Below are 25,960 nucleotides of genomic sequence, written 5' to 3'. Positions count from 1 at the left end.
GCCGCTTCCTGTAACCGGAAACACGTGGTCGGAATGCACACCGGGTCGGATTCGTGCCCCACTCTGACCTAACGTGGATCAGGTGAGTGCCCACGATCTTCCGATTGACCTTCGACGTGCTCTGGTGGCTGTCGCGCGGACGCCTCGTCTGCTCGTGGCAACCGACTACGACGGCACCATCTCCCCTATCGTGAGCGACCCCGAGAAGGCCTACCCGCACGACGATGCGGTGCGGGCGCTGCGGGGCCTCGCCGCTCTGCCGTCGACGGCCGCTGCCGTCATCTCGGGACGCGCTCTCAAGGATCTCGCCGCTCTGTCGCGTTTGCCGGTCGAGGTCAAACTCGTCGGCAGCCACGGCTCCGAGTTCGACATCGGATTCGTGCACGAGATCGATCCCGACGCCAGGGACCTCCTCGTCTCGATCGTCGAGGGACTGGACTCGGTGGCATCCCGGTTCGCCGGTGTGCGGGTGGAGACCAAGCCCGCGAGCGCCGCGCTGCACGTGCGCAACGCCGCCCCCGCCGATGCCGAGCAGGCCCTCGACCTCGTGCGCAACGACCTCGCGCTCCGTCCCGGTGTGCAGGTCACCGAGGGCAAGGCCGTGATCGAACTGTCCGTGGTGCCCACCGACAAGGGCAAGGCACTCGACGTCATCCGGCACCAGGAGGCCTCCACCGCAGCGGTCTTCTTCGGCGACGACGTGACCGACGAGAAGGCCTTCCGCTCACTGCAGGGCCCGGACGTCGGCGTGAAGATCGGCGACGGCGACACCGCCGCCGAGTACCGCGTCCGCACCAGCGAAGAGGTCATCGCTGCGCTCGCGTTCCTGCTCGAGGAACGTCGCACGTGGCTGTCCGGTGCCCATGTCGCGCCGATCGAACGTCTGACGATGCTCGCGAGCCCCCGCTCGAAGGCGCTCGTGACCCCCGACGGCACGATCACCTGGCTGTGCCACCCCGAACCCGATTCCGCGGCGGTGTTCGCCCACCTCCTCGGCGGCGACGCCGCGGGTCATTTCACCGTCGGTCCGACCCGCCAGGCACTGCCTCTCAGCCAGCGCTACGTCGACTCGACGATGACGGTGGTGACCCGGTGGGCGTCGCTCGCGGTGATCGACTACCTCCCGCACGATGTCGAGGCCGGTCGCACCGACCTGACCCGCGTGATCACCGGGCGCGCGAGCGCGGTGGTGACCTTCGCGCCGCGACCGGAGTTCGGGCAGGGCCAGGTCACCCTCGAGGTCGAGGACGACGGCATCCGCGTGATGGGCTTCAACGAGCCCTACGTCCTTCGCTCCCCCGGTGTGCGGTGGGACATCACGACCGACGGGGTGCACCAGACGGCCCACGCCGTGGTCGATCCCACCGAGAACGACATCATCCTCGAATTCCGTTGTGGCACCGATGATCTCGACGAGCACCCTGCGCCGGAGGTCGAGCGCCGGGCACAGTCCGAGGCCTACTGGCACACGTGGGCGTCCCGCCTCGAGCTGCCGCCGCTCAAGCCCGATCTCATGAAGCGTTCGGCGCTCACCCTGCGCGGACTGGTCCACGGACCGACGGGATCGATCCTCGCCGCAGCGACCACCTCGCTCCCCGAGGAGATCGGCGGTGTCCGCAACTGGGACTACCGCTACTGCTGGCTGCGCGACGCCGCGCTCACGGCGCAGGCGCTCGTGCGGGTCGGATCGCTCGGGGAGGCCGAGAACTATCTCGACTGGGTCCACCGCGTCCTCGAGACGGTGCCCGGCCCCGAACGCCTGCACCCGCTGTACACACTCGCCGGCGGACCGCTCCCGCCCGAGGCCGTGATCGACTCTCTTCCCGGATACGCCGGTTCGCGGCCCGTGCGGGTCGGCAACGCGGCGAACCAGCAGGTGCAGCTCGACGTCTTCGGCCCGATCGTCGACCTGATCTCCGATCTCGCGCACAGCCGCGAGGCACTCGGCGTGCCCCACGACCGGGCTCTCACGGACCGCGACTGGGAACTCGTCTGCTCGATGGTCACCGCGGTCGAACGGCGCTGGTTCGAGCCGGACCACGGCATCTGGGAAATCCGCCACGCGCCCCGCCACCACGTGTACTCGAAGGTCATGGGGTGGCTGACCGTCGACCGGGCGCTGACGCTCGCCGAGAAGTTCGGCCGGACCGCCGGCGAGGGATGGGCGGCGCTGCGCGACGAAATCGCCGAGGAGGTCACCGAGAAGGGCTGGAACGACGAGGTCCAGTCGTTCACCTCGGCCTACGACGGCACCGATCTCGACGCGGCCACCCTGTTCATCGGCCTCACCGGACTCGTCGACCCGCAGGACGAGCGGTTCCGGGCGACCGTGCAGGCCACCGAACGGGAGTTGCGCAGCGGCGCGACCGTCTACCGCTACCACAGCGACGACGGCCTGCCAGGCGCCGAAGGTGGCTTCCACCTGTGCGCGGCATGGCTGGTCGCGGCCTACCTGCTGGTCGGGCAGCGCAACGACGCCGAAGCACTGTTCGCGCAGCTGGTCGCGGCGGCCGGACCGACCGGCCTGCTCAGCGAGGAGTACGACCCCGTCGCGGAGCGTGCGCTGGGCAACCACCCGCAGGCGTACAGCCACATCGGTCTGCTGCGCTGTGCGCAGCTGCTGTCGGGCGCGAAGGCCATGGGCGACCGGGACCGCTGAGCTACGGTCCCAGCCGGGACCGCTCGGTCACTCGGCGTACCACTCGCTCTCGACCCGACCCGAGCTGGCACCGAACCACAGCTGGGTCCCCAGGGTCTCGAGCGCGGGCACACCGGAGTGCGAGGGAGCGGCGAGGAGCAGTTCGCCGGCGCGCCGTCCCTTGTCCTTCTGCGGTTGCCGCACGGTCGTGAGACCTTCGCGGATCGCTTCGTCGATGCCGTCGAAACCGGTGATCGACAGGTGCCCGGGCACGTCGAGGCCCATCTGATTGGCCCAGGCGAGAGCGCCGAGCGCGAGCACGTCGGTGGTGCACACGAGCGCGGTGATCCGCGGGTTGACGCGCATGATCTGCGCCGCGGCGGACAGGCCGTCCTCCGCGGTGTGGGTGTAGCGCTCGACGACGGTGAGCGATCCGGGGGCCAGACCTGCGGCGCTCATGGCGTCCTGGACGCCGCGGATGCGTTCGCGCTGCACGTGGAAGGCGCCGGATTCGAGGGTCGACAGGTCGACGACCCCGTCGTGCCGTTCGCGGCCGAGGCGCATCGACAACATGCCGATCTGCCGGTGGCCGAGTTCGATGAGGTGGGCGGCGAGATCGCGCATCGCCCGCCGGTCGTCGATGCCCACCACCGGGGTGTTCTCGAGACCGCGCGGCTGGTCGCACGCGACGACCGGGAGGTGCCGTTCGAGCACGGCCGCGAGGTAGGGGTCCTCGGCGGGGACCGAGTAGACGACGAACCCGTCGACGGACGAGCGGTGCACGACCTGTGCGGCCTCGTCGTCGGTCCGGCCCGGTCCGGCGGGGATGAGCAGCAGTCCCTGTCCGGCCGCTTCGCAGGCCTCGGACAGTCCCGACAGGAAACTCATGGCGGCGGGATCCCGGAAGGAATAGCTCAACGCTTCGGTGAGCAGGACCCCCACGGCTCCTGCCTTGCGGGTGCGCAGCGACCGCGCCATCGGATCCGGGCCTGCATATCCGCGTCGTTTGGCGACTTCGAGGACACGTTCGCGTAGCTCGGCGGACAACTGGTCGGGGCGGTTGTACGCATTCGAGACCGTGGTGCGGGAGATCTTCAACTCGGCGGCAATCGACGCCAGGGTCGCCTGTCGGCGCGGCTGACGAGACCTGGACATGAGAGGACCGTAGCCCTGTGTCCGTGGTCACGACCACCCAGGGATGGTAGGAGGGCTCCGCGTCGTCCGCTAAAGTGGAACGGTAACGGTTACCAATAACGTTTGGGTCGGTCGCTCGGTCGTTCCGGACCCCGTTCGTCGAAGACCGCCGATCCTCAGGAGAAGAACTGTGCGACTGTCCTCCCGCACGGCCCTCGCAGCCGCCGCCGTAGCCTGCGCGACCGTCCTTGCCGCGTGCGGTACCGATACCTCCGGCGCCGACGACGACGAGATCAGCGTCGTCGCCTCCACGAACGTGTGGGGGTCGATCGCGCAGGCCGTGGCCGGAGATCGCATCGAGGTCCGCTCGCTCATCACCGAACCGAGCGCCGACCCGCACTCCTACGAGGCCAGCCCCCTCGACGCCGCGGCGATCTCCGACGCCTCGCTCGTCGTCTACAACGGCGGTGGCTACGACCACTTCGTCGATGACATCCTCGGCGCCACCGGGGACAAGCCTGCGGTCGTGGAGGCCTTCGCCCTGTTCGAATCCGGCGCGTACTCGGACCTGCACGCCGGACACGATCACGGCGACGAGGACGGCACCGACGACGCCATCGAGAGCAGCTCGGAGACAACCGTTTCCGAGGACCACTCGCACGAGAGCAGTGAGGTGTCCGACGCCGATGTCGCCGGCGACGGGCACTCGCACGAGGGTCACGACCACGGCGGCATCAACGAGCACGTCTGGTACGATCTCGCGACCGCCGACGCCGTCGCGCACGCCGTCGCCGAACAGCTCGCCGAACTCGACCCCGACGGTGCTGCCGTCTACGAGGCCAACGCCGCGGCCTTCCACGAGAACCTGCACTACGTCGCGGATGTCGTCGACAAGCTCGCCGACGCGCACGGCGACGCACCCGTCGCCCAGACCGAGACCATCGGCCACTACCTCGTCTCGGCCGCGACGCTCGACGACGTCACTCCCCCGGACTTCACCGACGCCATCGAGAACGGCACCGATCCGTCCCCGGCGGCGATCGCAGCCACACGGCAGTTGTTGGTCGACAAGCAGGTTCGCGTCCTGCTCTACAACCCGCAGACCGAGGACCGGATCAGCCGCGAGATGCGCACGGCAGCAGAGTCGTCGGGCGTCCCCGTGGTCGAGGTTTTCGAAACCCTGCCCGCAGGTGTCGACTACATTCAGTGGCAGGCCCGGACCGCCGAGACCCTCGCCGCCGCGCTCGAGACCGCCTCCTGACCATCCGATCGAGAACACGGACTCCGGTGACACCTCCTCCATCCGACCGCACGCCCACCGTCGAACTCCGCGATGCCCGGCTGGCATTCGGCGATCGGGTCCTCTGGGACGCACTCGACCTCGTCGTCGAACCCGGCGAGTTCCTGGCGGTGCTCGGACCGAACGGTGCCGGAAAGACGTCGCTGCTCAAGGTGCTGCTCGGTCAACTCCCGCTCACCTCCGGAACCGCGACGATCGCCGGGCAGCCCGTCCGGACCGGGAACTCGCACGTCGGATACGTGCCGCAGCAGAAGTCCCTCGACGAGGGCGTCCCGCTGCGGGGACGCGATCTCGTGGGCCTCGGCATGGACGGACATCGCTGGGGCACCGGCCTGCGCACGCGCCGGCAGCGCCGCGTCGCGGTCGACGACGCGATCATCCAGGTCGGCGCAGAGACCTATGCCGGAGCCCCGATCGGCACGCTCTCCGGTGGTGAGCAGCAGCGGCTGCGCATCGCGCAGGCGCTCGTGGGAGATCCGCGCGTACTCCTGTGCGACGAGCCGCTGCTCAGTCTCGATCTCGCCAACCAGCACCTGGTGTCGGCGCTCATCGACCGGCGCCGCCGCGACCACGACACCTCCGTCCTGTTCGTCACCCACGAGATCAATCCGATCCTGCCGCTGGTGGATCGCGTGCTGTACCTCGTCGACGGCCAGTTCCGCATCGGCACCCCCGCCGAGGTGATGACCTCGCAGGTGCTCTCCGAGCTCTACCGCACCGACGTCGAGGTGCTCGAGATGCGCGGCCGCCTGATCGTGGTCGGCACCGGCGACGCCATCGACGCGCTCGGCAGCGCCGGCGGACTGCGCCCCGGGGAAGGCGTCCACCACGATCACGAGGATCACGAATGAGCAGCAAGTTCACCGACGCCCTCGGGCGGATGTTCGACGTGGAGACCACCGTCGAACTCCTGCAGTACGACTTCGTGCAGCAGGCGCTCGTCGCCGGTGCGATCCTCGGTCTGCTCGCCGGCGTGATCGGCCCGCTGATCATCAGCCGTCAGATGGCGTTCTCCGTCCACGGCACCTCCGAACTGTCGCTCACCGGTGCCGCGGCGGCGCTCATCATCGGGGTCTCCGTCGGGATCGGTGCGGTCGCGGGCGCCGTGATCGCCGCGATCCTCTTCGGGGTCCTGGGGACACGTGCCCGAGAGCGCGACTCCGTCATCGGCGTGGTGATGGCCTTCGGTCTCGGTCTCGCCGTCCTGCTGCTGTGGGCCTACGACGGACGCACCGGTGCCGCCTTCTCGCTGCTCACCGGTCAGATCGTGGCGCCCGGCGGTACCGGCATCGCCCTGCTCGCCGCGTGCGCTGCCGTTGTGATCCTCACGCTGCTGGTGATCTACCGTCCACTACTGTTCGCCAGCACCGACCCGGAGGTCGCGGCTGCACGCGGCGTCCCGGTGCGCGCATTGTCGATCGTGTTCGCGGTGCTCGTCGGTGTCACCGCCGCACTCGGTGTGCAGATCGTCGGCGCGCTGCTGGTGATGGCACTGCTCATCACCCCGGCCGCCGCGGCGGCCCGGGTGGTCAACGGTCCGCTCGCCGCCACGGTGCTGTCTGTGGTCTTCGCGGAGATCTCGGCGGTCGGCGGCATCCTGCTCGCACTGGCGCCGGGCGTGCCGGTCTCGGCGTTCATCACGACGATCGCGTTCGTCATCTACATGATCTGCCGCGTGATCGGCACCGCCCGCAACCGGCGTGGTTCCGGGCGGGTCGCCGCAACTGCCTGACCCCACCGCCACCGGGATGTGATCTTGACGCGCTCCTCGATGTCCGCCCAGTTTCCCGAGGTTGTTCCGGTAACGGGACGTCACAGACATCGGGGGTGGAGAGTGCAGCACGTCACGCGTCGTTCCTTCGCGTCGACAACCCCGACAAGCGGTTCCTGTGGCACCGGTCGAACCCCGAGGTGTTCGGTCGCCACCTCGCCTTCGAGCCCTACACCGGTCTGGTCGAGGCGTGCGTCGGCGAGAACATGACGGCCCTGTGCGCCGCCGGTGTCGGCGGCGGGTCGCTCGTCTACCAGGGCATGACGCTGCAACCCGATGAAGCGGTGTTCAACGCCCACTTCCCGAACGAACTCGACTGGGCACGCATGGACCGCGTCCATTACCCGCGCGTCGCGCAGATGCTGCGCCTGGCCGTGGCACCGGACGAACTCGTCGCCAGCCCCAACTACGCGACCTCGCGCATCTTCGCCGACCGTGCGCGGAAGGCCGGTTTCCCGATCGACAAGATCCCGATGCCGATCGACTGGGACTACGCGCTCGCCGAACTCCGCGGCGAGATGGCCCCGGCCTACACCGACGGTTCGGGCGCGATGGGCGTCAACAACGGCGGCAAGCACTCCGTCGACGTCACCTACATCGCGGAGGCCGAGGCCACCGGTCTGGTCACCGTCGCGACGCAGCACGAGGTCACCGACATCGAACGTGCCGAGGACGGCCGGTGGACGGTGCACGTGAATCACATCGACACCTCCGGTGCCGTCGTCGAGAACAAGATCCTCACCACCGACGCGCTGGTGCTGTCCGCAGGCACCATGAACACCACCCGGCTGCTGATGAAGGCCGCCGCGAAGGATCTGATCTCCGACCTGCCCGACGGCGTCGGCCAGGGCTGGGGTTCGAACGCCGACCGCATCTACCTCTGGACGAACCTCGAGGAGGAGTTCGGCGCGGTGCAGGGCGGTCCCGTCGTCTACGGCAGCAAGAACTGGGACGACCCGAGCTCCGCGTACACCGTCATCCAGGCCTCCATCCCCGGCTTCTACGGGATCGACATGCGCAGCACCGTACTGGTGGGCTACGGCGTCAGTGAGGGTCGCGGGCACTTCGTCTACGACGCTGCTCGCGACGACGCCGTCCTGCGCTGGCCGCACGAAGGGGACTCGGTGCTGCAGACGGGCCACATCGACCCCACCGTGCGCCGCATCGCGGGCGAACGCAGCATCCTGACCGACACCAACTCGATCGTCCCGTCGACCTGGCATCCACTCGGCGGCGCGAGCATGGGCACGGTGTGCGATCTCGAGGGCCGCGTGCTCGGCCAGCGCGGGCTGTACGTGCTCGACGGCGCCCTCATGCCGGGCAACACCGCCGCGTGCAACCCGTCGATGACGATCGCCGCCGTCGTCGAACGCGCCCTCGACGACATCGTCGTCCGCGACGCCGGAACGGTCTTCTGAGCGGGCATAGACTCGGGTCGTGACCCGCATCGACCTCAACAGCGACCTCGGCGAGAGTTACGGCCAGTGGCGTCTCGGCGACGACGAGACCATGCTCGACATCGTCACCAGCGCCAACGTGGCGTGCGGATTCCACGCCGGCGACCCGGCGACCCTGCTGAGCACCTGCCACGGCGCCGCGAAGCGCGCGGTACGGATCGGCGCCCAGGTCGGCTACAACGACATCGGCGGTTTCGGCCGCCGGTTCATCGAGGTGCCGTCGGCGGATCTCACCGCCGAGATCATCTACCAGATCGGCGCGCTCGACGGTCTCGCCCGGGCGGCCGGTTCGTCGGCGAGCTACGTCAAACCCCACGGCGCGCTGTACAACGCGATCGTCCATCACCGCGAACAGGCCCGTGCGGTCGTGGATGCGGTACGCGCCTACGACGCCTCGCTGCCCGTCCTCGGACTGCCCGGCTCCGTCTTCCTCGAGGAGGCCGAACGGGCCGGACTGAAGGTGGTCGCCGAGGCGTTCGCCGACCGCGCCTACACCCCCGAGGGCACGCTCGTCTCCCGACGCGAACCCGGTGCGGTACTGCACGATCCGGAGGAGGTCGCCGAGCGGGTCCTGCGCATGGTCACCGAGGGGGTGGTCACCGCCATCGACGGCAGCGACATACGCGTGAACGCGCAGTCGGTGTGCATCCACGGCGACTCCCCCGACGCCACGGCGATGGCCGTCGCCGTGCGCCGCCGGCTCGACGCCGAGAAGATCGACATCCGGGCGTTCGTGTGAACGCCCGACATCGCGAGGTCCACCGATGAAAATCCTTCGTGCCGGAGACAGCGCCCTGCTCGCCGAATTCGATTCCCTCGACGAGGTTCTCGCCCACTTCCGGGCACTCGACCGCGAGCGGCCGCGTGGCGTCGTCGATCTCGTGCCGGCGGCGCGGACACTGCTGGTGTGCTTCGATCCGTCGGAGACCGGCGCGCAGGTCGTGCACAAGTGGGTCACCACCACCCCACCGGTGTCCGGGGACGACGTCGACATCGAGGAGGTGACGCTCGAAGTCCGGTACAACGGCGTCGATCTCGAAGAGGTCGGCGAGTTGACCGGCCTCGGCGCGGACGGCGTGATCGCCGCCCACACCGGCGGCCTCTGGACGGTCGCCTTCGGCGGGTTCGCGCCCGGCTTCGCGTATCTCACCGGCGGGGATTCTCGATTGCACGTGCCGCGTCGCAGTTCACCGCGCACCTCCGTCCCGTCCGGCGCCGTGGGACTGGCGGGTGAGTTCTCGGGCGTCTACCCGCGGAAGTCGCCCGGAGGATGGCAACTCATCGGAAACTCCGATGCCCCGCTGTGGCAACCGGACCGGACTCCTGCGGCGCTGCTGCGACCGGGATGTGCGGTGCGCTTCGTCGCGATCTGAACCGTCCCCGGATCCACTGCGCCGCTGCGCTCAGATACCGAGCACGGCCTTCGCGACGAGGAAATAGATCACCAGGCCGGTCGCGTCGACGAAGGTCGTGATGAACGGATTGGAGAAGACCGCGGGGTCGGCGCGGATCGATTTGGCCACCAACGGCATCGCACCACCGACGGTGGCGGCGAGGGTGCAGATGCTCACCAGCGTCAGCCCGATCACCGCGCCCACCGACGAGTCGTAGACCAGGGACGTCAGGACGAACGCGACCGAGCCCAGCAGGACACCGAGGGACAGACCCACCCGGAGCTCGCGGGCGATCACCCCGCCGATGTCGCGTGGCGTCACGTCGTCGAGCGCCAATGCGCGGGTGACCGTGGTGGCGGCCTGGTTTCCGGTGTTGCCCCCGGTGCCGATGATCAGCGGCACGAACAGCGCCAGGGTGACCACCTGATCGAGGGTCGACTCGAATACCTCGAGGACCTGGACCGTGAGGGTCGCGCCGAGTGCCAGGAAGAGTAACCACACCACCCGCGAGCGCACCAACTGCCCGACGGGTGTCGCGAGATAGGGCCGGCGCAGCGGCTCGGTACCGCCGATGCGCGCCTGGTCCTCGCTGTCGGCGGCTTCGAGGATCCGCAGGGCGTCGTCGACGGTCAGGATGCCCACCAACCTGGTCTCGCTGTCGACGACGATCAACGCCAGCAGTTTGAGTTCGGCGCAGCGGCGCGCGGACTCCTCGGCGTCGTCGGTCACGCGCGCCCAGTAGGGCTCGTTCATGATGTCGGCGAGCACCGTTCCCGGCGCCGCAGTCATCAGCTCGCGCAGACCGACCACCCCGACGAGCACACGACCGTCGTCCACCACCGGCAGCGTGTACACCGTCTCCGCGTCGTCGAGCCGACGACGCACGGCGTCCATCGCCTGCTCGACGGTCATGTCCTGCCGCAGCGACACGAAGGCCGGGCTCATCCGCCGGCCGATCGACCGCTGCGGATAGCCGAGGATCGTGGCGGTCACCTCGCGGTCGGCGGGCGGCAGGCCGCGCATGAGGGTCGACGCGACCGTCGCGGGCAGTTCGTCGAGCAGTTCCACCCGGTCGTCGGGTTCGAGGTCGGCGAAGATTGCGGCCACCTGATCGTCGCGCAACCCGCGGAGCAGTTCGCTCTGCATGCTCGGGTCGAGCTGTTCGAAGACGTCGATCGCCCGGTCCTTGGGCAGCAACCGGTAGAGCACTGCTCGATCCGTCCGACCGAGCCGTTCGAGCACGTCGACGACCTGTTCGACGCTCAGTTCCGCGACAGCGTCGTGCGCGGCCTGAAGGTCGTCGGCCTCGACGGCCTTCTCGATCAGTCGCGTCGTCGCCGCCCGGACGTCTGCTTCATCCATGATCGTCACCTCCTTCCTCATGATCTTCAACCTAACGCGATCGTTCGGCCGGAGTGCGGACGTGCGATCGAAGCCGGTGAGTGAGAATGAACATCGTGGCGTGGTTCGAGGTGCTCTCCGGCGGAATGCTCACGACGGTCCAGGATCGCGGACGTCCCGGTTACGGTTCCTCGGGCCTCACCCGGTCCGGTGCCGCCGACCGGCGCGCACACGACGCCGCGAACCGGCTCGTGGGGAACCAGCCGGACGCGGCGACACTCGAGGTGACCGGCGGTGGTCTCGCCGTCCGCAGCGTCGGCGAGACGATCGTGGCCGTGACCGGTGCCCGCGCCGACGTGACCGTGTGCGACCGGCCGGTCGGCGACTGGGCGCGCATCACCCTCCGCAACGACGACGTGCTGCGGATCGGCGTCCCGAACGAAGGCCTGCGGATTTACCTCGCGGTACGCGGCGGCATCGACGTGCGGGAGGTACTCGGCAGTAGATCCACCGACATCCTGTCGCACACCGGACCGGCACCCGTTCGCGCCGGCGACAGTCTGCTCGTCGGGGCGATGTCGGGTCACCTGCCCGACGAGGAGCAGTTCCCACCACCACCGCCGATGGACGACCCCGTAGAGATCCGGGTACGGTCCGGCCCGCGCGACGACTGGTTCACGCCCGGATCACTGCGGGCGCTGTTCCACGAGACGTGGACGGTGACACCGGAACTCGACCGGGTGGGTATCAGGTTCCACGGTCCCGGCCGACTGCACCGGGCACGGCACGAGGAGATGCCCAGCGAGGGCATGGTTCCCGGCTCGCTGCAGATACCGCCGGACGGGCATCCGGTGCTGTTCCTCGTCGACCATCCCGTCACGGGCGGCTATCCGGTGGCCGCGGTGGCGGTCGCCGCCGATCTGCCGGTCGCGGCGCAACTGCGTCCCGGACAGCGGGTGCGGTTCGTGCCGGTACGGTGATCGCTGCTGGGTGACCGTCAGGCGCGTGACGGCACGGAGGTGTCGTCCTCGTCGGTCGGGTCGGTAGCCGTCACCCGACGTACGAAGGTGATCGCCTCGTCGAGTGCGTGTGTCGCGGGCGGAGAGATGCCGGGCAGGCTGAGATAGCCGTGCACGGTGTCGGGATAATCGGTCTCCGCGACGTCGCCGCCCTTGGCCCGCAATGCTTCGGCGTATCGAACGGCGTTGTCGCGCAACGGGTCGTGCCCGGCGATCTGGACGAGGGCCGGTACGGCGGCACCGGCGAGCGTGCCGCGCAGGGGAGCCGCGGTCGGCGCATACGGATCGGCTCCGGCCAGATACAGGCGCACGAACGCCCGCATACCGCGGGAGGTGAGCACGGGAGCGTTCGCGAACTGCCGCTCCGACGGGAACTCCTCCTCCATCTCCGTCGCCGGATAGATCAGCACCTGACCGGCCGGCAGCGGACCACCCGAGCGGCCGGCCACGTCGGCGACGACCGCGGCGAGGTTGCCTCCGGCACTGTCACCGGCGACCACGACGCGGGACGGATCACCGTCGAGTTCCGCAGCGTGTGCGAGGACCCACCGGAACGCCGCCCAGCAGTCCAGCACCGCTGCGGGATAGGGATGTTCGGGGGCGAGCCGGTAGTCCACCGACACCACGACGCTCGGGGTCCGCGCGGCGGTGTGGCTCGCCCACCACTCGTTCTGCTCCGGATTGCCGAGCACCCACCCGCCGCCGTGGAACAGCAGCACGACCGGCAGCGGACCGCTCGTTCGCGCCGAGGGCCGATAGATCCGCAGACGGGTCCGGACCGGGGAGTCCTCGGGGGCGAGATCGTCGATCACCTCGTGCTCGAGATCGACCCATCGGTCCTCGATCCGCACGCCGGGATGCGTCCGGCCCGAGATCAGCCGTCCGACCGGGGACGACAGGAGCTTCGTGCGCGCAGCACGACGTGCCGGGATCTCGTCGACGGACGCGTCGGCAATGGACTTGTCGGCGAAGCGTTCGAGGAAGGCGAACACCTTCGTACGGAACGGCAGGGATGCGACCACGAGGACAGACTAGGCCCTCGCGACCGCAGCTCGGGCAGACTCGATCAGACCCGACTGCGGTGCAGTCCCGATCAGACCCGACTGCGGTGCAGTCCGATCAGGCCCGGCGCTGCCGCGCGATGTCGGCGAGAACCACGCCCGCCGCGACGGAGGCGTTGAGCGACTCGACGTCTCCGGCCATCGGGATGGAGATAACGGAGTCGCAGGTCTCCCGCACCAGGCGCGAGAGTCCCTTGCCCTCCGACCCCACGACCACGACGACGGGATCGGTGCCGTCGAAATCGTCGAGGTTGGTGTCGCCACCGGCATCGAGACCGACGACGCGGACACCGCGGGACTGCCAGTCCTTGAGCGTGCGCGTGAGGTTGGTGGCACGCGCGACGGGCAGTCGCGCTGCGGCACCGGCGCTCGTGCGCCATGCCACGGCCGTCACCGACGCCGAACGGCGCTGCGGGATGACCACACCGTGGCCGCCGAAGGCCGCGACCGAACGGATCACCGCGCCGAGATTGCGCGGATCGGAGATGTTGTCGAGGGCCACGAGCAGCGGACGCTCGTGGTTCTCCGCGGCGCGGGCCAGCAGGTCGTCGGGGTGCGCGTAGCGGTACGGCGGCACCTGCAGGCCGATGCCCTGGTGCATCCCGTTCGACGACAGACGGTCGAGTTCGGAACGCGAGACCTCGAGGATCGAGATGCCCATCTCGGCCGAGCGCTGCACGGCTTCCTTGAGCCGCTCGTCGGCCTCGGCGCCGAGGGCGACGTACAGAGCGGTCGCGGGCACACCGGCACGTAGGCACTCGACGACCGGGTTGCGGCCGAGCACCATCTCCGGCCCGTCTTCGGCCTTGCGACCGGCGGCGGGGCGACGACCGCCGCCGCGCGTGTCGGCGGCCTTGGCCGCGGCCCGGGCACGCCGTGCGGCGGGGTGGTAGGGCCGGTCCTCGGCCTTGGGGGTGGCGCCACGCGCTTCGAGGCCGCGTCGCCGCTGTCCGCCGGACCCGACGACCTGACCCTTCTTCGTGCCGCCCTTACGAATAGCGCCGCGACGCTGGGAATTGCCTGCCATCACTGTCCTGCTTTCAGAGACCACTCGGGTCCGTTGGGCGTATCGGTCACTTCGACCCCCGCGGCTGCGAGGCGGTCCCGCACCTCGTCGGCCACCGCCCAGTTCTTCTCGGCCCGGGCGGTCGTGCGGCGTTCGAGATCCGCGCCGACCAGCACGTCGAGTGCCGCGAGTGCGGCCGATCCGGAATCGTCGGTGGAGCACCAGTGCTCGTCGAGCGGGTCGACACCGAGGATGCCGAGCATGCTCCGGACCTGCGCGGCGATCTGCACGGCCGTGTCGAGATCACCGTTGTCGAGCGCCTTGTTGCCCTCGCTGCGCTTGCGGTGGATCTCCGCGAGCGCCTTGGGGACACCGAGATCGTCGTCGAGTGCTTCGGCGAAGCCTTCGGTCCACTCGCCCACGGGCACCTCGCCCGCGCGGTCGCGGGTCTTGAGCACGAACGACTCGAGTCCCCGGTACGCAGCGGCCGCTTCGGCGAGCGCGTCGTCGGAGTATTCGAGCATCGAACGATAGTGGGCGCTGCCGAGGTAGTAGCGCAGTTCCTGCGGACGGACGCGGGCGAGCACGTTGGGGATCGACAGCACGTTGCCGAGCGACTTCGACATCTTCTCGCCGCCCATCGTCACCCAGCCGTTGTGCAGCCAGTAGCGGGCGAAGCCGTCGCCGGCGGCGCGGGACTGGGCCATCTCGTTCTCGTGGTGCGGGAAGACGAGGTCCATGCCTCCGCAGTGGATGTCGAAGGTGCCCCCCAGATAGAAGCCCGCCATCGCGGAGCACTCGAGATGCCAGCCGGGGCGACCGCGTCCCCACGGGGTCGGCCACGACGGCTCGCCGGGCTTCTCGGCCTTCCACAGCGTGAAGTCGCGGGGGTCGCGCTTGCCGAGTCCGGCGCTCTCGCCCTGGTGGACGTCCTCGATGCGGTGTCCGGAGAGGGCGCCGTATTCCGGGTAGCTCAACACGTCGAAGTAGACGTCGCCGTCGGCCGCGTAGGCGTGCCCGGCGTCGATGAGGCGCTGGATGAGTTCGACCATCTGCGTGATGTGGCCGGTCGCGCGGGGTTCCACCGAGGGGGGAAGCACACCGAGCGCGTCGTAGGCGCGGTTGAAGGCCCGTTCGTAGGTCGCGGCCCACTCCCACCACGGACGGCCTGCCTCTGCGGCCTTGCGGAGGATCTTGTCCTCGATGTCTGTGACATTTCTCACAAACAAGACATCGAGACCCTTGGTAGAGAGCCACCGACGGAGCACGTCGAACGCAACGCCGCTGCGTACGTGCCCGATATGGGGTTCGCCTTGGACGGTGGCCCCACACAGGTACACCGAGGCCTGGCCGGGGACCAGCGGTTCGAAATCCCGCACGGCCCGCGATTCGGTGTCGTATAAGCGCAAGGTCACGACCGTCGATCCTACCGCTCGTCCTGCTGCGCCAGGACCAGTGCGGTCGCAACCGCGGCCACACCTTCTCCCCGACCGGTGAGCCCGAGACCGTCCGTGGTGGTCGCCGACACGGAGACCGGACCGCCGAGCGCCTCGGACAGCACCGCCTGTGCCTCCTCGCGCCGCGGCCCGATCTTCGGGCGGTTCCCGATCACCTGCACGGCGGCGTTACCCACCACCCAGCCGGCGTCGGCGAGCAGGCGACGTACCTCGCCGAGCATGGCGACACCGGAGGCGCCGGCCATCTCGGGGCGTCCCGTGCCGAAGACCGATCCGAGATCACCGAGACCGGCGGCCGAGAGCACCGCATCGCACAGCGCGTGCGCAGCGACGTCCCCGTCCGAGTGACCCGCGCACCCGTCGGCGTCCTCGAACAGCAGACCGGCCATCCAGCACGGCCGTCCGGCCTCCACGGGATGTACGTCGGTTCCGATGCCGACACGCACGATGCTCACATCTCCTTCTCGGTGCGGACGCCGGACGCGAGCACGGTCCGTGCCAGCACCAGGTCCAGCGGGGTGGTGATCTTGAAAGCGAGCGGGTCGCCCGCGACGGTGGTGATCCGCTCCCCCAACCGCTCGACGAGTCCCGCGTCGTCGGTCGCGTCGGCCGCGTCCCGGTTGGCTCGCTCGAGCAATTCGACGTCGAATCCCTGCGGGGTCTGCACCGCGCGGAGGGTCGACCGGTCGGGAGTCCCGGTGACGACTCCGTCCTTGTCGACACTCTTGATGGTGTCGACGACGGGCAGGACGGGGATCACCGCGTCGCTGCCGGCCCGCAACGCGTCGACGACCCGGACGAACAGCTCGGCCGGGGTGAGCGCACGCGCGGCGTCGTGGACGAGCACGAACCGCGCGCCCGATGCCGCCGCAAGACCGGCGCGCACCGAGTCGGCGCGTTCGGCGCCACCCGCGACGACGGTGACCCGGTCGGCGAACGACTCGCCGACGAGCCGGTCCGCGGGCGTCGCAGCCAGTTCGGGCGGCGCGACGATCACCACTCGATCGATGACCGCTGAAGCGAGCATCGCCTCGACCGAGCGGTCGAGCATCGTGCGGCCGTCCAGTTCCACGAACGCCTTGGGCAGTGGTTCTCCCAGGCGAACACCGCGGCCGGCCGCCGGAAGGATTCCGACGACCGGCCCGTTGCGATCGCTCATGTGCAGTTTGCCGATGTCTCGCGCGTCAGGAAGCGGCGGCGAGAACCTCGTCGAGCATGGTCTCCGCCTTGACGTCGTCGGTGCCCTCGGCGAGCGCGAGCTCACCGACGAGGATCTGACGTGCCTTGGCGAGCATCCGCTTCTCACCTGCGGACAGGCCGCGGTCCTGCTCCCGGCGCCACAGGTCGCGCACAACTTCTGCGACCTTGTTGACATCGCCGGAGGCCAGCTTCTCGAGGTTGGCCTTGTACCGCCGTGACCAGTTGGTGGGTTCTTCCGTGTGGGGTGCGCGCAGCACCTGGAAAACCTTGTCGAGGCCTTCCTGCCCGACGACGTCGCGCACTCCGACGTACTCCGCGTTCTCTGCAGGTACCCGGACCGTCAGGTCGCCCTGCGCGACTTTCAGAACCAGATATTCCTTCTGCTCACCCTTGATGGTGCGTGTTTCGATTGCTTCGATCAGCGCCGCACCGTGGTGGGGGTATACGACGGTGTCTCCGACCTTGAAAATCATGTGTCCCGTGCCCCTTTCGATTCTCCCAGTTTAACACGTGACCACATCACCCTCCCGTCAACGATGCAGGTCAGGGGCACCGAGCGCTGAGCGTAGGGCTTGACAGGCAGTTGCTTCCGTGTATCGGGTGACCTCCGACACACCCGCCCGTGGGCGCCTGTCGATCTCGTCTTCCGCGCGCGAATCCGCACGAGATCCGGCCCCGACGTACACAGCGCACACGGGAACTACTACTCTGCCTAGTGGATTGCGAGCCTTACTCGAGTGGAGGAACCCGTGACTGCTCTCAAAGCGCCGACTCGCCGAGTCGTGACCGCTCTCGCCCTTGCCGCGGGAGCGGCGCTCACGATGTCCGCGTGCAGCGCCGGTCAGATCACCCAGACCTCGACGCAGGTCGCGGCCATCAACGGTTCCAACGTGGACGCCGGCAGCCTCGCGCTGCGCAACGTGCACGTGATCTACCCGAACTCCGAGGAGTACAGCATCGAGCCCGGCGGCACCGCCCAGCTCGGCTTCACGATCGTCAACCTCGACCCGTACGTCGGCGATCAGCTCACCGGTATCTCCACCGATTTCGCAGCCTCCGTCACGGGTGCCCGCCTCGAGGTTCCGCCGCAGTCCTCCGTGGTCGCCGGTGTCTCCGAGGAGAACGCCGCCCTCGTCGAGGAGGTCGACGAGTCGCCGCGTCCGAACAGCACCGAGGAGACCCCCTCCCCCGCGCCGGCCGGCGTCGTCAACAACGTCGAGCTCGTGAACCTCTCCGAAGGTGTCCGCCCGGGTCTGACCATCCCCGTGACCTTCACGTTCGCCGAGGCCGGCGACGTGACCCTGTCCGTGCCGATCGACGCCGGCCCGGAGCTCCCCCGCGACGAGTCGGAGCTCTCGCCGATCGTGGGCGAAGCACACTAGGACTTCCCGCAGAAGGGCCCGGTCGAGCACAGCTCGGCCGGGCCCTTTCGCATCCGCTCCGGTGTCGGTGCGACCGACTATCCTCCGGCCGTGGCAAAGACCAAGACCCTCTACCGCTGTTCCGACTGCTCGCACACCGTCGCGAAGTGGGTCGGGCGCTGTCCCGAATGCGGAACGTGGGGGTCGATGGACGAAGCGCCCGTCCAGCCGGTCGCGGTCGCCTCGCGCTCGGGTACCTCGCTCGCCCGCGCCGGTGCCGCCGCCGTGCTGCCGAGCACCCCGGCCACCCCGCTGTCGCAGATCGACGGCAAGGCCACCCATGCGAAGCCCACGGGCATCCCCGAGCTCGACCGCGTCCTCGGTGGCGGTGTCGTCCCCGGTTCGGTCGTCCTGCTCGCCGGCGAACCCGGTGTCGGCAAGTCCACCCTGCTCCTCGAGGTGGTGCACCGCTGGGCGTTGCGCGGCGAAACCGATCGCGCGCTCTATGTCACCGGCGAGGAGTCGGCCGGTCAGGTGCGTCTGCGCGCCGACCGCACCGGCGCCGTGCACGACCGTGTGTATCTCGCCGCCGAGAACGACCTCGCGACGATCTTCGGGCACGTCGAGCAGGTCAGGCCCACGCTGCTGGTCGTCGACTCCGTCCAGACGATGCTCGCCGCCGACGTCGACGGTGTCACCGGCGGTGTCACGCAGGTCCGCGCGGTCACCAGCGCCCTGACCTCCCTCGCGAAATCCAGTGGCATCCCGGTGCTGCTCATCGGCCACGTCACCAAGGACGGCGCGGTCGCCGGTCCGCGTTCCCTCGAGCACCTCGTCGACGTGGTGCTGCACTTCGAGGGCGACAAGCACTCCACGCTGCGCATGGTGCGCGGGGTGAAGAACCGGTTCGGGGCCGCCGACGAGGTGGGCTGCTTCGAACTCGCCGAGGACGGGATCGTCGGCGTCAGCGACCCGTCGGGGTTGTTCCTGCAGCACCGCGACGAGGCCGTACCCGGCACCGCCGTCACGGTCACGATGGACGGCAAACGCCCGCTCCTCGGCGAGGTCCAGGCGCTCGTGGTGCCCACCCACAATCCGTCACCGCGACGCGCCGTGAGCGGCCTCGACTCCGCGCGGGTGGCGATGGTGCTCGCCGTGCTCGAGCGTCGCTGCGGCCTCGGCCGGCTCGGCAACTGCGACGTCTACGCCTCCACCGTCGGCGGTATGCGGATCACCGATCCGTCCGCCGACCTCGCGCTCGCACTCGCCGTCGCCTCGGCCGTGCGCGACCAGCCCGTCCCGGCCGGCACCGTGCTGCTCGGCGAGGTCGGTCTCGCCGGGGAGGTCCGTCGTGTCGTCGGCGCGGGTCGCCGACTCGCGGAGGCGAACCGACTCGGGTTCGACCGCGGGGTGGTTCCGCGCGATGTCGAGGGTGTCCCGAAGGGCATGAAGAAGTTCGAGGTGTCCAACGTGGCGCAGGCACTGTCGACGCTCACGCGCTGACCTGCGGACATGTCGGCAGCGCCGATCTGCCGAGATGTCGGCGGTCGGTGCGAACATGTGTTCGTGTCCGATGCGACGGTGCTGCACGCCGATCTCGACGCGTTCTACGCGTCGGTGGAGCAGCGCGACGATCCGTGGCTGCGCGGCAAACCCATCGTCGTGGGTGGGGGTGTCGTGCTCGCGGCGAGTTACGAGGCCAAGGCCCACGGCATCGTCACTGCGATGTCGGGCCGGGCCGCCCGCGCACTGTGCCCGGGACTGATCACGGTGCCTCCCCGCATGGAGGCCTATGCGCAGGCCTCGCGCGATGTGTTCGCGATCTTCGACCGCACCACACCGATCGTGGAGGGGATCTCCATCGACGAGGCGTTCCTCGACGTCTCCGGTCTCGGGCGCATCGCCGGCAGACCCGTCGACATCGCCGCACGTCTGCGCCGCACGGTCGCCGAGGAGGTGGGGCTGCCGATCACCGTCGGTGTCGCGCGCACCAAGTTCCTCGCCAAGGTCGCGAGCGGGGTGGCCAAGCCCGACGGCCTGCTCCTCGTCCCTCCGCACGCCGAACTCGAGTTCCTCCATCCGTTGCCGGTGGAGCGATTGTGGGGCGTCGGCAAGGTGACGGCGGCGAAGTTGCACGCGCACGGTCTGCGGACCGTGGCCGACGTCGCCGCCCACTCCGAATCCGATCTCGTCTCGCTGCTCGGACGCGCGGCGGGACGCCACCTGCACGCCCTGGCGATCGGCCACGATCCGCGTCCGGTCCGTCATCGGCGGCGCAGTTCGATGGGCGCGCAGCACGCCCTCGGCCGCGGACCGCACAGCATCGAGTCGGTCGGCGAGACGCTGCAGTTGCTCGTCGACCGTGTGTGCCGGCGGATGCGCCGGGCCGAGCGTCTCGGCCGCACGGTGGTCCTGCGGATGCGCTTCGCCGACTACACCCGCGCGACCCGCTCCCACACCTTGCCCGGTGCCACCGCACGCACCGACCTGTTGTCGGCGGCGGCGCGCGACCTGCTCGAACAGACCCGGCCGCTCATCGCCGAGCGCGGCCTCACCCTCATCGGGATCGCGGTGACGAATCTCGTCGGCGAAGGCGTCGAACAACTCGAGCTGCCGTTCGACGAACCGGTCGACGCTGCCGCGGACCGTGGCGGCGACACGCGAACTCACCGCGCGGTCGACCGGCATGCGCTCGATGCGGTCCTGGACGATCTGCATTCCCGCTACGGCGCGGGCGCGGTCACCTCGGCCGCGTTGCTCGGACGCGACCACCGGCCGGGGGTTCCGCTGCTCCCCGACGGGCCGGAAACCTGAACGAGACAGGCCCGATCCGCAGAAATGTCAGACAGCGGAGATGTCGTGTTCGTTCTGCGGGAGGCCGTCGGCGTAGTCGCGGCCCTTCGCGAAGTGCTCGTGTCCGACGACGACGAACAGCCCGACCGACGACGCCACGACGACGTCCGGGTCGGCCAGGGGACCGTCGACGATGCGCGCCTCCGCGCTGGTGTAGACCTTGCGCCGCACCGTGCCGTCGACGCGGGCTCGGAACTCGAGCACCGAGCCCAGCGGGATGGGACGGGCGAAATCCGTCTCGAAGTGCCCGGTGACGACGGCGGTCCGCAGGGCGGCGTTGCACGCCATTCCCTGCACTTCGTCGAAGGCCGTCATGAGGATGCCGCCGTGGATGAATCCCGGTCCGCCCTGGTAGCGGGTGGCGACGTCGAGACGGCCGAGCACCTCGAGACCCTCGCCGATCGTGAATTCCATCGCGAGGCCGTGGGGCTGGTCGTCACCACAACCGAAGCATTTGTTCCAGTGCTGCGGTACCGGTGCACCCGGGCCGGGATGATCTTCCGGCAGTTCGGGAACGACGAGGTCGTCGGGCAGAGTCCAGGTGCTGCGCATAAGCAAGTAATGTAGTTGCGCGGTCGGGGGCGCCGATCCGGGAGTCCGCGCATTGTGACGACGACCGCAGACCGCACAGGGGAAGGAAGTCCAGATGACCGAGTCGGCGCCGGCATCGACGCTGAGCGACACCATCGCTCGTCTGGCGCCCGGCACCGCGCTACGCGACGGTCTCGAACGCATCCTCCGCGGCCGGACGGGCGGCCTGATCGTCCTCGGTTTCGACGACAAGGTCGCCGAGCTGTGCGACGGCGGTTTCGAACTCGACGTCGAGTTCGCCCCCACCCGGCTCCGGGAGCTGTCGAAGATGGACGGCGCCGTGGTCGTGTCCACCGACGGTTCGCGCATCGTGCGCGCCAACGTGCAGCTCGTGCCCGATCCGAGCATTCCCACCGTGGAGTCCGGCACCCGGCACCGCGCCGCGGAACGCACCGCGATCCAGACCGGCTATCCGGTGGTCTCGGTCAGCCAGTCGATGAGCATCGTCAGCGTGTACGTCGACGGTCGCCGCCACGTCATCAACGACTCCGCGACCATCCTGTCCCGGGCCAACCAGGCCGTCGCGACACTCGAGCGCTACAAGGCCCGCCTCGACGAGGTGACCCGGCAGTTGTCCGTGGTCGAGATCGAGGACATCGTCACCCTGCGCGATGCGCTCACCGTGGCGCAGCGACTCGAGATGATGCACCGCCTGTCCGTGGAGATCGAGCAGGACGTGCTCGAACTCGGCACCGACGGTCGCCAGCTGGCCCTCCAGCTCGAGGAACTCGTCGGCGACAACCAGCTCGCCCGGCAGCTCATCGTGCGCGACTATCTCGCTGGCGAGCACGTTCCCACCCAGCAGGAGGTCGAGCAGGCTCTCGAGCGTCTCGCGCACCTGACCGACGTCGATCTGCTCGATCTGACGAGCCTGGCCCGCTCCTTCGGTTATTCGGGCACCATCGAGGCCCTCGACACCTCGATGAGTCCCCGCGGTTATCGCGTGCTCCATCGGGTGCCACGCCTGCAGACCCGGCAGATCAACCGGCTCGTGGGTGCGTTCGGCACGCTGCAGGGTCTGCTCGCCGCCACCGCGGCCGATCTCCAGGCGGTCGACGGGGTCGGCGCCCTGTGGGCCCGATACATCCGCGAGGGACTGTCACGCCTCGCCGAGGCCGCCATCAACCATTACGACTGAACCGCGACCCGCCGAGCAGCAGGGTCAGGGCGTGATGTTGAACGGCTCGGGCACGCTGCGCAGGCCGCCGAGCTGCCCGACCACCGTGTACGCGCCGGGACCGACCGGTTCGCGCGGCGCCTGACAGCCGGGCTCGGAGGTCGTCGCCGACCACTTGACGGAATAGGCCGCCTGGTCGCCCGGATCGAGCGACCGGATGTCGGCGGTCGATTCGGGGAAGCAGTCGGTGTTCGCCCAGAGCCGCTCGTTGCCGTCGAGGCTGTAGACGAGGACCTGCTGCAGGCCCGCACCGAGGTCTCGTTCGCACGGCGACGTGCCGATGTTGGTGATGACGATCGTGAAATCGGGTTCGGAACCGACCCGGTAGTTCGGTTCGTCCGACGTCACCCGCACGGCGAGCGACTGATCGGAGCACTGCCCCGGGGGAACCGGAGCAGCGGAGGTGGTGGTCGTGGACGAGTCGTCGTCCGCGTCCTCCGCGGCCGAAGCCCCGGCACCACGCGACCCGGACGAAGCCGAGGCCTCCCCGCTCCGAGTGGTGCTCGCGGACGCCGCGTCGGCGGACGCATCGGCCGCCGTCGTGGTGGCGGAGGTCGACACTTCCGCTGCTGCGGGTTCGGGATTCTGGTCGGGGTCGTCGCCGCCGGTCAGTGCCACTACGAGCCAGATGACCAGAGCCAGCACGACCACCGAGACTCCGATCGCGAGAACGCGTCGTCGCCAGTAGATCTCGGGGGGCAGAGGACCGGTCGGTTCAAGCACGCCCCCCACGGTATGTGCCGCGGGCTGCGCACGGCTACATCGCCGTCGGCGTGTCGCTGTGACCTGCGGTCACATCGTTGTGACCGGCAGGTGCACTCGTCTTCAGTTGTCGGAGACCTCGCCGATGTCGCCGAAGTGGCCGCGCAGGCTCACCTTGCCGTCGTCGAGCTTGTAGGTGACGCCCACGATGGCGCAGCGGCCGTCGGCGATGCGGTCGGCGATGATCCGCGAACGATCCGTGAGCAGCTTGCCCGTCTCGACGACGTGCCGACCCTCGAGTTCGTCGACGGTGGACAGGCCCTCGGCCCGGCCCATGAGGATCGACGGAGCGACACGCTCGACGAGGCTGCGGATGTGCCCACCCGGCACCGTGCCCTTGTCGAGGGCGTCGATGGTCGCCGCAACGGCACCACAGCTGTCGTGGCCGAGGATGACGATGAGCGGGACGTTGAGGATCTCGACGGCGTACTCGATGGAACCGAGGACGGAGCTGTCGATGACGTGGCCCGCGGTGCGGACCACGAACATGTCGCCGAGCCCCTGGTCGAAGATGATCTCTGCGGCGACGCGGGAGTCTCCGCAACCGAACAGCACAGCGGTGGGATGCTGACCGTTGACGAGTTCGGCGCGACGGTCGATTCCCTGGCTCGGGTGCAGCGGGGTGTCGCTGACGAAACGATGATTACCCTCGGTCAGGGCTTTCCAGGCGGAGATGGGATTGGAGTTCGGCATGCGTACATTATTCACCTGCGCGCATGTCCGATTTCGTTCGACATCTCCTCAGCGGATCCCGACACCCGCCCCTGTGACCGGAGGAGACCCGAGATGTCCGTGGACGCACCGTCGTTGCTGCGCTGGTATGCCGCCGAGGCGCGGGACCTGCCGTGGCGCCGCGACGGGGTGACGGGCTGGCAGATCCTCATGTCCGAGGTCATGTTGCAGCAGACGCCGGTCGCCCGGGTCGCCCCGATCTGGGAGGAGTGGGTGCGGCGCTGGCCCGTGCCGTCCGCGATGGCCGCGTCGAGTCAGGCCGAGGTGTTGCGGGCGTGGGGCAAGCTCGGTTATCCGCGCCGCGCGCTGCGCCTGCACGAGTGCGCCGGCGTACTCGCCGCCGAGCACGACGATCGGGTTCCCGAGGACGTCGACGTCCTGCTGACCCTGCCCGGCGTCGGCGCGTACACCGCGCGAGCGGTGGCGTGCTTCGCGTACGGACAGCGTGTGCCGGTGGTGGACACGAACGTACGGCGGGTCGTCGCCCGCGCCGTCCACGGCCGGGCGGAGCCGGGAAACCCCTCGACCACACGGGATCTCGCCGATGTCGAGGCGATCCTTCCGCGTCAGCGTGCTCGTGCGGCGACCTTCTCCGCGGCACTGATGGAACTCGGCGCGACCGTGTGCACCGCCCGCACACCCGATTGCGGGCGCTGCCCGCTGCCCGAGTGCGCATGGGTGCAGGCCGGGCGACCCGCCCACGACGGACCGCCCCGGAAGGTGCAGAAGTTCGCCGGCACCGACCGGCAGGTGCGCGGCCGGCTGATGGCGGTGCTGCGCGAGAGCAGCGTCCCGGTGGAGCGTCCCGTCCTCGACAGCGTGTGGACCACCGATCCCGGCCAGCGCGACCGCGCCCTGCATTCGCTTCTCGTGGACGGTCTCGTCGAGCAGACCGACGACGGCCGGTTCGCGCTCGCCGGTGAGGGATCGACCTCCTAGATCCGGCTCGCCGACAGCTCGTGCGTGGTCAGGAAGTGTTCCACGGCGGTGCGGAACTCGTCGGGCCGGTCGTCGTGCACGAGATGCCCGGCGCCGTCGACGAGGACGTGGTCGGTGCCGGGTCGCGTCGCCATCCGTCGCATCTGTCCCTCGGGGGTGATGGTGAACTCGCCTTCGAGCAGCAGCGCGGGCACGCGGATCGAGTTCCACTCGTCCCAGAAGTGCCGCGACCCCCACTCTTCCGAGATGTCGCGGAAGGTCTCGACGTCGCCGTGCAGATACCAGCCGTCGTCGCGGCGGACGAACGAATCGAGGAAGTAGCGACCCGCGACGGCGCCGAAGAAGTCGAACACCGCGTCCTCCGTGGGGAACGGCTGCGGCCACTGCGCGATCATCGCCGCCCAGTTCGCGGCCGTGCGCCCCCGGAAGTCGGGCGCCATGTCCTCGAGCACCAGCGCGGTGACCCGCTCGGGATGGGCGGCCGCGAAGCACCACGCGTGCAGGGCGCCCATCGAATGGCCGATCACGACGAGCGGTTCGGTGATCCCGGTGAGGTGGGCCGTGAGGTCGGCGACGAACGCCTCGGTGGTGAGTTCGTCGGGGGCGGGACGGCCGTGACCGGCGGCGTCGAAGGTGTACACGTGCCCGTGCCCGCGTAACCACGGCACGTGACGACGCCACGTGCGGGCGCTGCCCATGAGGCCGTGCAACAGCAGGATGGGTCGTCCGGTTCCGCCCTCGTCGTGCAACACAATCGACCAAGTTAG

24 protein-coding genes and 1 pseudogene are annotated in these 25,960 nt (G+C 69.4%); 13 read left to right on the top strand and 12 right to left on the bottom strand.

Translation table 11 applies throughout. From position 1 onward, the window contains the following. Positions 1–82: 82 nt before the first annotated feature. The gene (gene otsB, locus AC0LPE_RS02425; protein WP_490605528.1) at positions 83–2,659 is read left to right on the top strand and encodes a trehalose-phosphatase; all 2,577 of its coding nucleotides are present in this window, start codon (positions 83–85) and stop codon (positions 2,657–2,659) included. A 27-nt stretch (positions 2,660–2,686) separates the two neighbouring features. On the opposite strand, the gene AC0LPE_RS02420 is transcribed toward otsB, so the two are convergent. Then, positions 2,687–3,793 (bottom strand): LacI family DNA-binding transcriptional regulator, encoded by a 1,107-nt coding sequence (locus tag AC0LPE_RS02420; RefSeq protein WP_120281292.1) that lies wholly within the window; start codon positions 3,791–3,793, stop codon positions 2,687–2,689. 169 nt (positions 3,794–3,962) lie between these two features. Between AC0LPE_RS02420 and AC0LPE_RS02415 the strand changes: the two genes are divergently transcribed. The 6 genes and pseudogenes from AC0LPE_RS02415 (at position 3,963) to AC0LPE_RS02390 (ending at position 9,673) form a co-directional block, all read left to right on the top strand. Then, on the top strand, positions 3,963–5,033 hold the full coding sequence (locus AC0LPE_RS02415; protein WP_490605527.1) for a metal ABC transporter solute-binding protein, Zn/Mn family: 1,071 nt from the start codon (positions 3,963–3,965) through the stop codon (positions 5,031–5,033). A 26-nt stretch (positions 5,034–5,059) separates the two neighbouring features. Next, the gene (locus AC0LPE_RS02410) at positions 5,060–5,923 is read left to right on the top strand and encodes a metal ABC transporter ATP-binding protein (RefSeq protein WP_490605526.1); all 864 of its coding nucleotides are present in this window, start codon (positions 5,060–5,062) and stop codon (positions 5,921–5,923) included. Continuing rightward, on the top strand, positions 5,920–6,804 hold the full coding sequence (locus AC0LPE_RS02405; RefSeq protein ID WP_088899036.1) for a metal ABC transporter permease: 885 nt from the start codon (positions 5,920–5,922) through the stop codon (positions 6,802–6,804). Before AC0LPE_RS02410 ends, AC0LPE_RS02405 begins: the two co-directional genes overlap by 4 nt. A 119-nt stretch (positions 6,805–6,923) precedes the next feature. Further along, positions 6,924–8,261, top strand: a pseudogene (locus AC0LPE_RS02400) (GMC oxidoreductase); the annotation flags it as partial. Between the two features lie 19 nt (positions 8,262–8,280). Continuing rightward, positions 8,281–9,039 carry a LamB/YcsF family protein gene (locus AC0LPE_RS02395; protein ID WP_088899037.1) on the top strand — a complete coding sequence of 253 codons (759 nt, stop codon included), beginning with the start codon at positions 8,281–8,283 and terminating at the stop codon, positions 9,037–9,039. A 25-nt stretch (positions 9,040–9,064) separates the two neighbouring features. Beyond that, positions 9,065–9,673 carry a 5-oxoprolinase subunit B family protein gene (locus AC0LPE_RS02390; RefSeq protein WP_490605525.1) on the top strand — a complete coding sequence of 203 codons (609 nt, stop codon included), beginning with the start codon at positions 9,065–9,067 and terminating at the stop codon, positions 9,671–9,673. 30 nt (positions 9,674–9,703) lie between these two features. Here the strand turns inward: AC0LPE_RS02390 and mgtE are convergent, their stop codons facing one another. Next, positions 9,704–11,056 (bottom strand): magnesium transporter, encoded by a 1,353-nt coding sequence (mgtE, locus tag AC0LPE_RS02385; RefSeq protein WP_024102862.1) that lies wholly within the window; start codon positions 11,054–11,056, stop codon positions 9,704–9,706. An 86-nt stretch (positions 11,057–11,142) separates the two neighbouring features. On the opposite strand from mgtE, the gene AC0LPE_RS02380 reads away from it, so the two are divergent. Next, positions 11,143–12,015 (top strand): 5-oxoprolinase subunit C family protein, encoded by an 873-nt coding sequence (locus AC0LPE_RS02380; protein WP_064061071.1) that lies wholly within the window; start codon positions 11,143–11,145, stop codon positions 12,013–12,015. A 17-nt stretch (positions 12,016–12,032) separates the two neighbouring features. Here the strand turns inward: AC0LPE_RS02380 and AC0LPE_RS02375 are convergent, their stop codons facing one another. The 6 genes from AC0LPE_RS02375 to carD all read right to left on the bottom strand — a co-directional run bounded on the left by AC0LPE_RS02375 (position 12,033) and on the right by carD (position 17,251). Next, complete coding sequence (locus AC0LPE_RS02375) at positions 12,033–13,076, bottom strand: alpha/beta hydrolase (protein ID WP_490605524.1); 1,044 nt, start codon at positions 13,074–13,076, stop codon at positions 12,033–12,035. A 97-nt stretch (positions 13,077–13,173) separates the two neighbouring features. Next, on the bottom strand, positions 13,174–14,142 hold the full coding sequence (gene rlmB / locus AC0LPE_RS02370) for a 23S rRNA (guanosine(2251)-2'-O)-methyltransferase RlmB (protein ID WP_229566918.1): 969 nt from the start codon (positions 14,140–14,142) through the stop codon (positions 13,174–13,176). Then, positions 14,142–15,536 (bottom strand): cysteine--tRNA ligase, encoded by a 1,395-nt coding sequence (cysS, locus tag AC0LPE_RS02365; RefSeq protein ID WP_088899040.1) that lies wholly within the window; start codon positions 15,534–15,536, stop codon positions 14,142–14,144. The genes rlmB and cysS overlap by 1 nt, the downstream gene beginning before the upstream one ends. Positions 15,537–15,547: 11 nt before the next feature. Further along, positions 15,548–16,024 (bottom strand): 2-C-methyl-D-erythritol 2,4-cyclodiphosphate synthase, encoded by a 477-nt coding sequence (gene ispF, locus AC0LPE_RS02360; protein WP_026061385.1) that lies wholly within the window; start codon positions 16,022–16,024, stop codon positions 15,548–15,550. A 5-nt stretch (positions 16,025–16,029) separates the two neighbouring features. Further along, positions 16,030–16,737 carry a 2-C-methyl-D-erythritol 4-phosphate cytidylyltransferase gene (ispD, locus tag AC0LPE_RS02355; protein ID WP_088899041.1) on the bottom strand — a complete coding sequence of 236 codons (708 nt, stop codon included), beginning with the start codon at positions 16,735–16,737 and terminating at the stop codon, positions 16,030–16,032. A gap of 25 nt (positions 16,738–16,762) precedes the next feature. Continuing rightward, entirely contained in the window at positions 16,763–17,251 is a 489-nt protein-coding gene (gene carD, locus AC0LPE_RS02350) for an RNA polymerase-binding transcription factor CarD (protein WP_006550486.1), read from the bottom strand. Between the two features lie 276 nt (positions 17,252–17,527). Here carD and AC0LPE_RS02345 point away from each other — a divergent pair, with 276 nt between their 5' ends. The 3 genes from AC0LPE_RS02345 (at position 17,528) to dinB (ending at position 20,953) form a co-directional block, all read left to right on the top strand. Then, positions 17,528–18,160 (top strand): copper chaperone PCu(A)C domain-containing protein, encoded by a 633-nt coding sequence (locus AC0LPE_RS02345; protein ID WP_026061386.1) that lies wholly within the window; start codon positions 17,528–17,530, stop codon positions 18,158–18,160. A gap of 90 nt (positions 18,161–18,250) precedes the next feature. Further along, entirely contained in the window at positions 18,251–19,642 is a 1,392-nt protein-coding gene (gene radA / locus AC0LPE_RS02340; RefSeq protein ID WP_229566917.1) for a DNA repair protein RadA, read from the top strand. A gap of 57 nt (positions 19,643–19,699) precedes the next feature. Continuing rightward, positions 19,700–20,953, top strand: coding sequence for a DNA polymerase IV (gene dinB, locus AC0LPE_RS02335; protein WP_088899044.1), 1,254 nt, complete (start codon positions 19,700–19,702; stop codon positions 20,951–20,953). Between the two features lie 27 nt (positions 20,954–20,980). On the opposite strand, the gene AC0LPE_RS02330 is transcribed toward dinB, so the two are convergent. Then, complete coding sequence (locus tag AC0LPE_RS02330; RefSeq protein ID WP_229566916.1) at positions 20,981–21,544, bottom strand: PaaI family thioesterase; 564 nt, start codon at positions 21,542–21,544, stop codon at positions 20,981–20,983. A 94-nt stretch (positions 21,545–21,638) separates the two neighbouring features. On the opposite strand from AC0LPE_RS02330, the gene disA reads away from it, so the two are divergent. Beyond that, positions 21,639–22,721 carry a DNA integrity scanning diadenylate cyclase DisA gene (gene disA / locus AC0LPE_RS02325; protein WP_088899046.1) on the top strand — a complete coding sequence of 361 codons (1,083 nt, stop codon included), beginning with the start codon at positions 21,639–21,641 and terminating at the stop codon, positions 22,719–22,721. A gap of 24 nt (positions 22,722–22,745) precedes the next feature. Here disA and AC0LPE_RS02320 read toward each other — a convergent pair whose 3' ends face one another. Next, a complete protein-coding gene (locus AC0LPE_RS02320; RefSeq protein WP_088899047.1) occupies positions 22,746–23,483 on the bottom strand; it encodes a hypothetical protein in 738 nt (245 codons plus the stop codon). Between the two features lie 102 nt (positions 23,484–23,585). Further along, positions 23,586–24,215, bottom strand: coding sequence for a carbonic anhydrase (locus tag AC0LPE_RS02315; RefSeq protein WP_016693347.1), 630 nt, complete (start codon positions 24,213–24,215; stop codon positions 23,586–23,588). Positions 24,216–24,308: 93 nt separating this feature from the next. Here AC0LPE_RS02315 and AC0LPE_RS02310 point away from each other — a divergent pair, with 93 nt between their 5' ends. After that, the gene (locus AC0LPE_RS02310; RefSeq protein ID WP_016693348.1) at positions 24,309–25,193 is read left to right on the top strand and encodes an HhH-GPD family protein; all 885 of its coding nucleotides are present in this window, start codon (positions 24,309–24,311) and stop codon (positions 25,191–25,193) included. Here AC0LPE_RS02310 and AC0LPE_RS02305 read toward each other — a convergent pair. Continuing rightward, positions 25,190–25,945 carry an alpha/beta fold hydrolase gene (locus tag AC0LPE_RS02305; RefSeq protein ID WP_490605523.1) on the bottom strand — a complete coding sequence of 252 codons (756 nt, stop codon included), beginning with the start codon at positions 25,943–25,945 and terminating at the stop codon, positions 25,190–25,192. The two genes, AC0LPE_RS02310 and AC0LPE_RS02305, sit on opposite strands and share 4 nt — an antisense overlap. Positions 25,946–25,960 lie beyond the last annotated feature (15 nt).

The sequence above is a fragment of the Rhodococcus sp. S3 genome, from assembly GCF_058211795.1.
The sequence above is the reverse complement of the archived record's forward strand: the minus strand, read 5'-3'. Positions and strand labels throughout refer to the sequence as shown.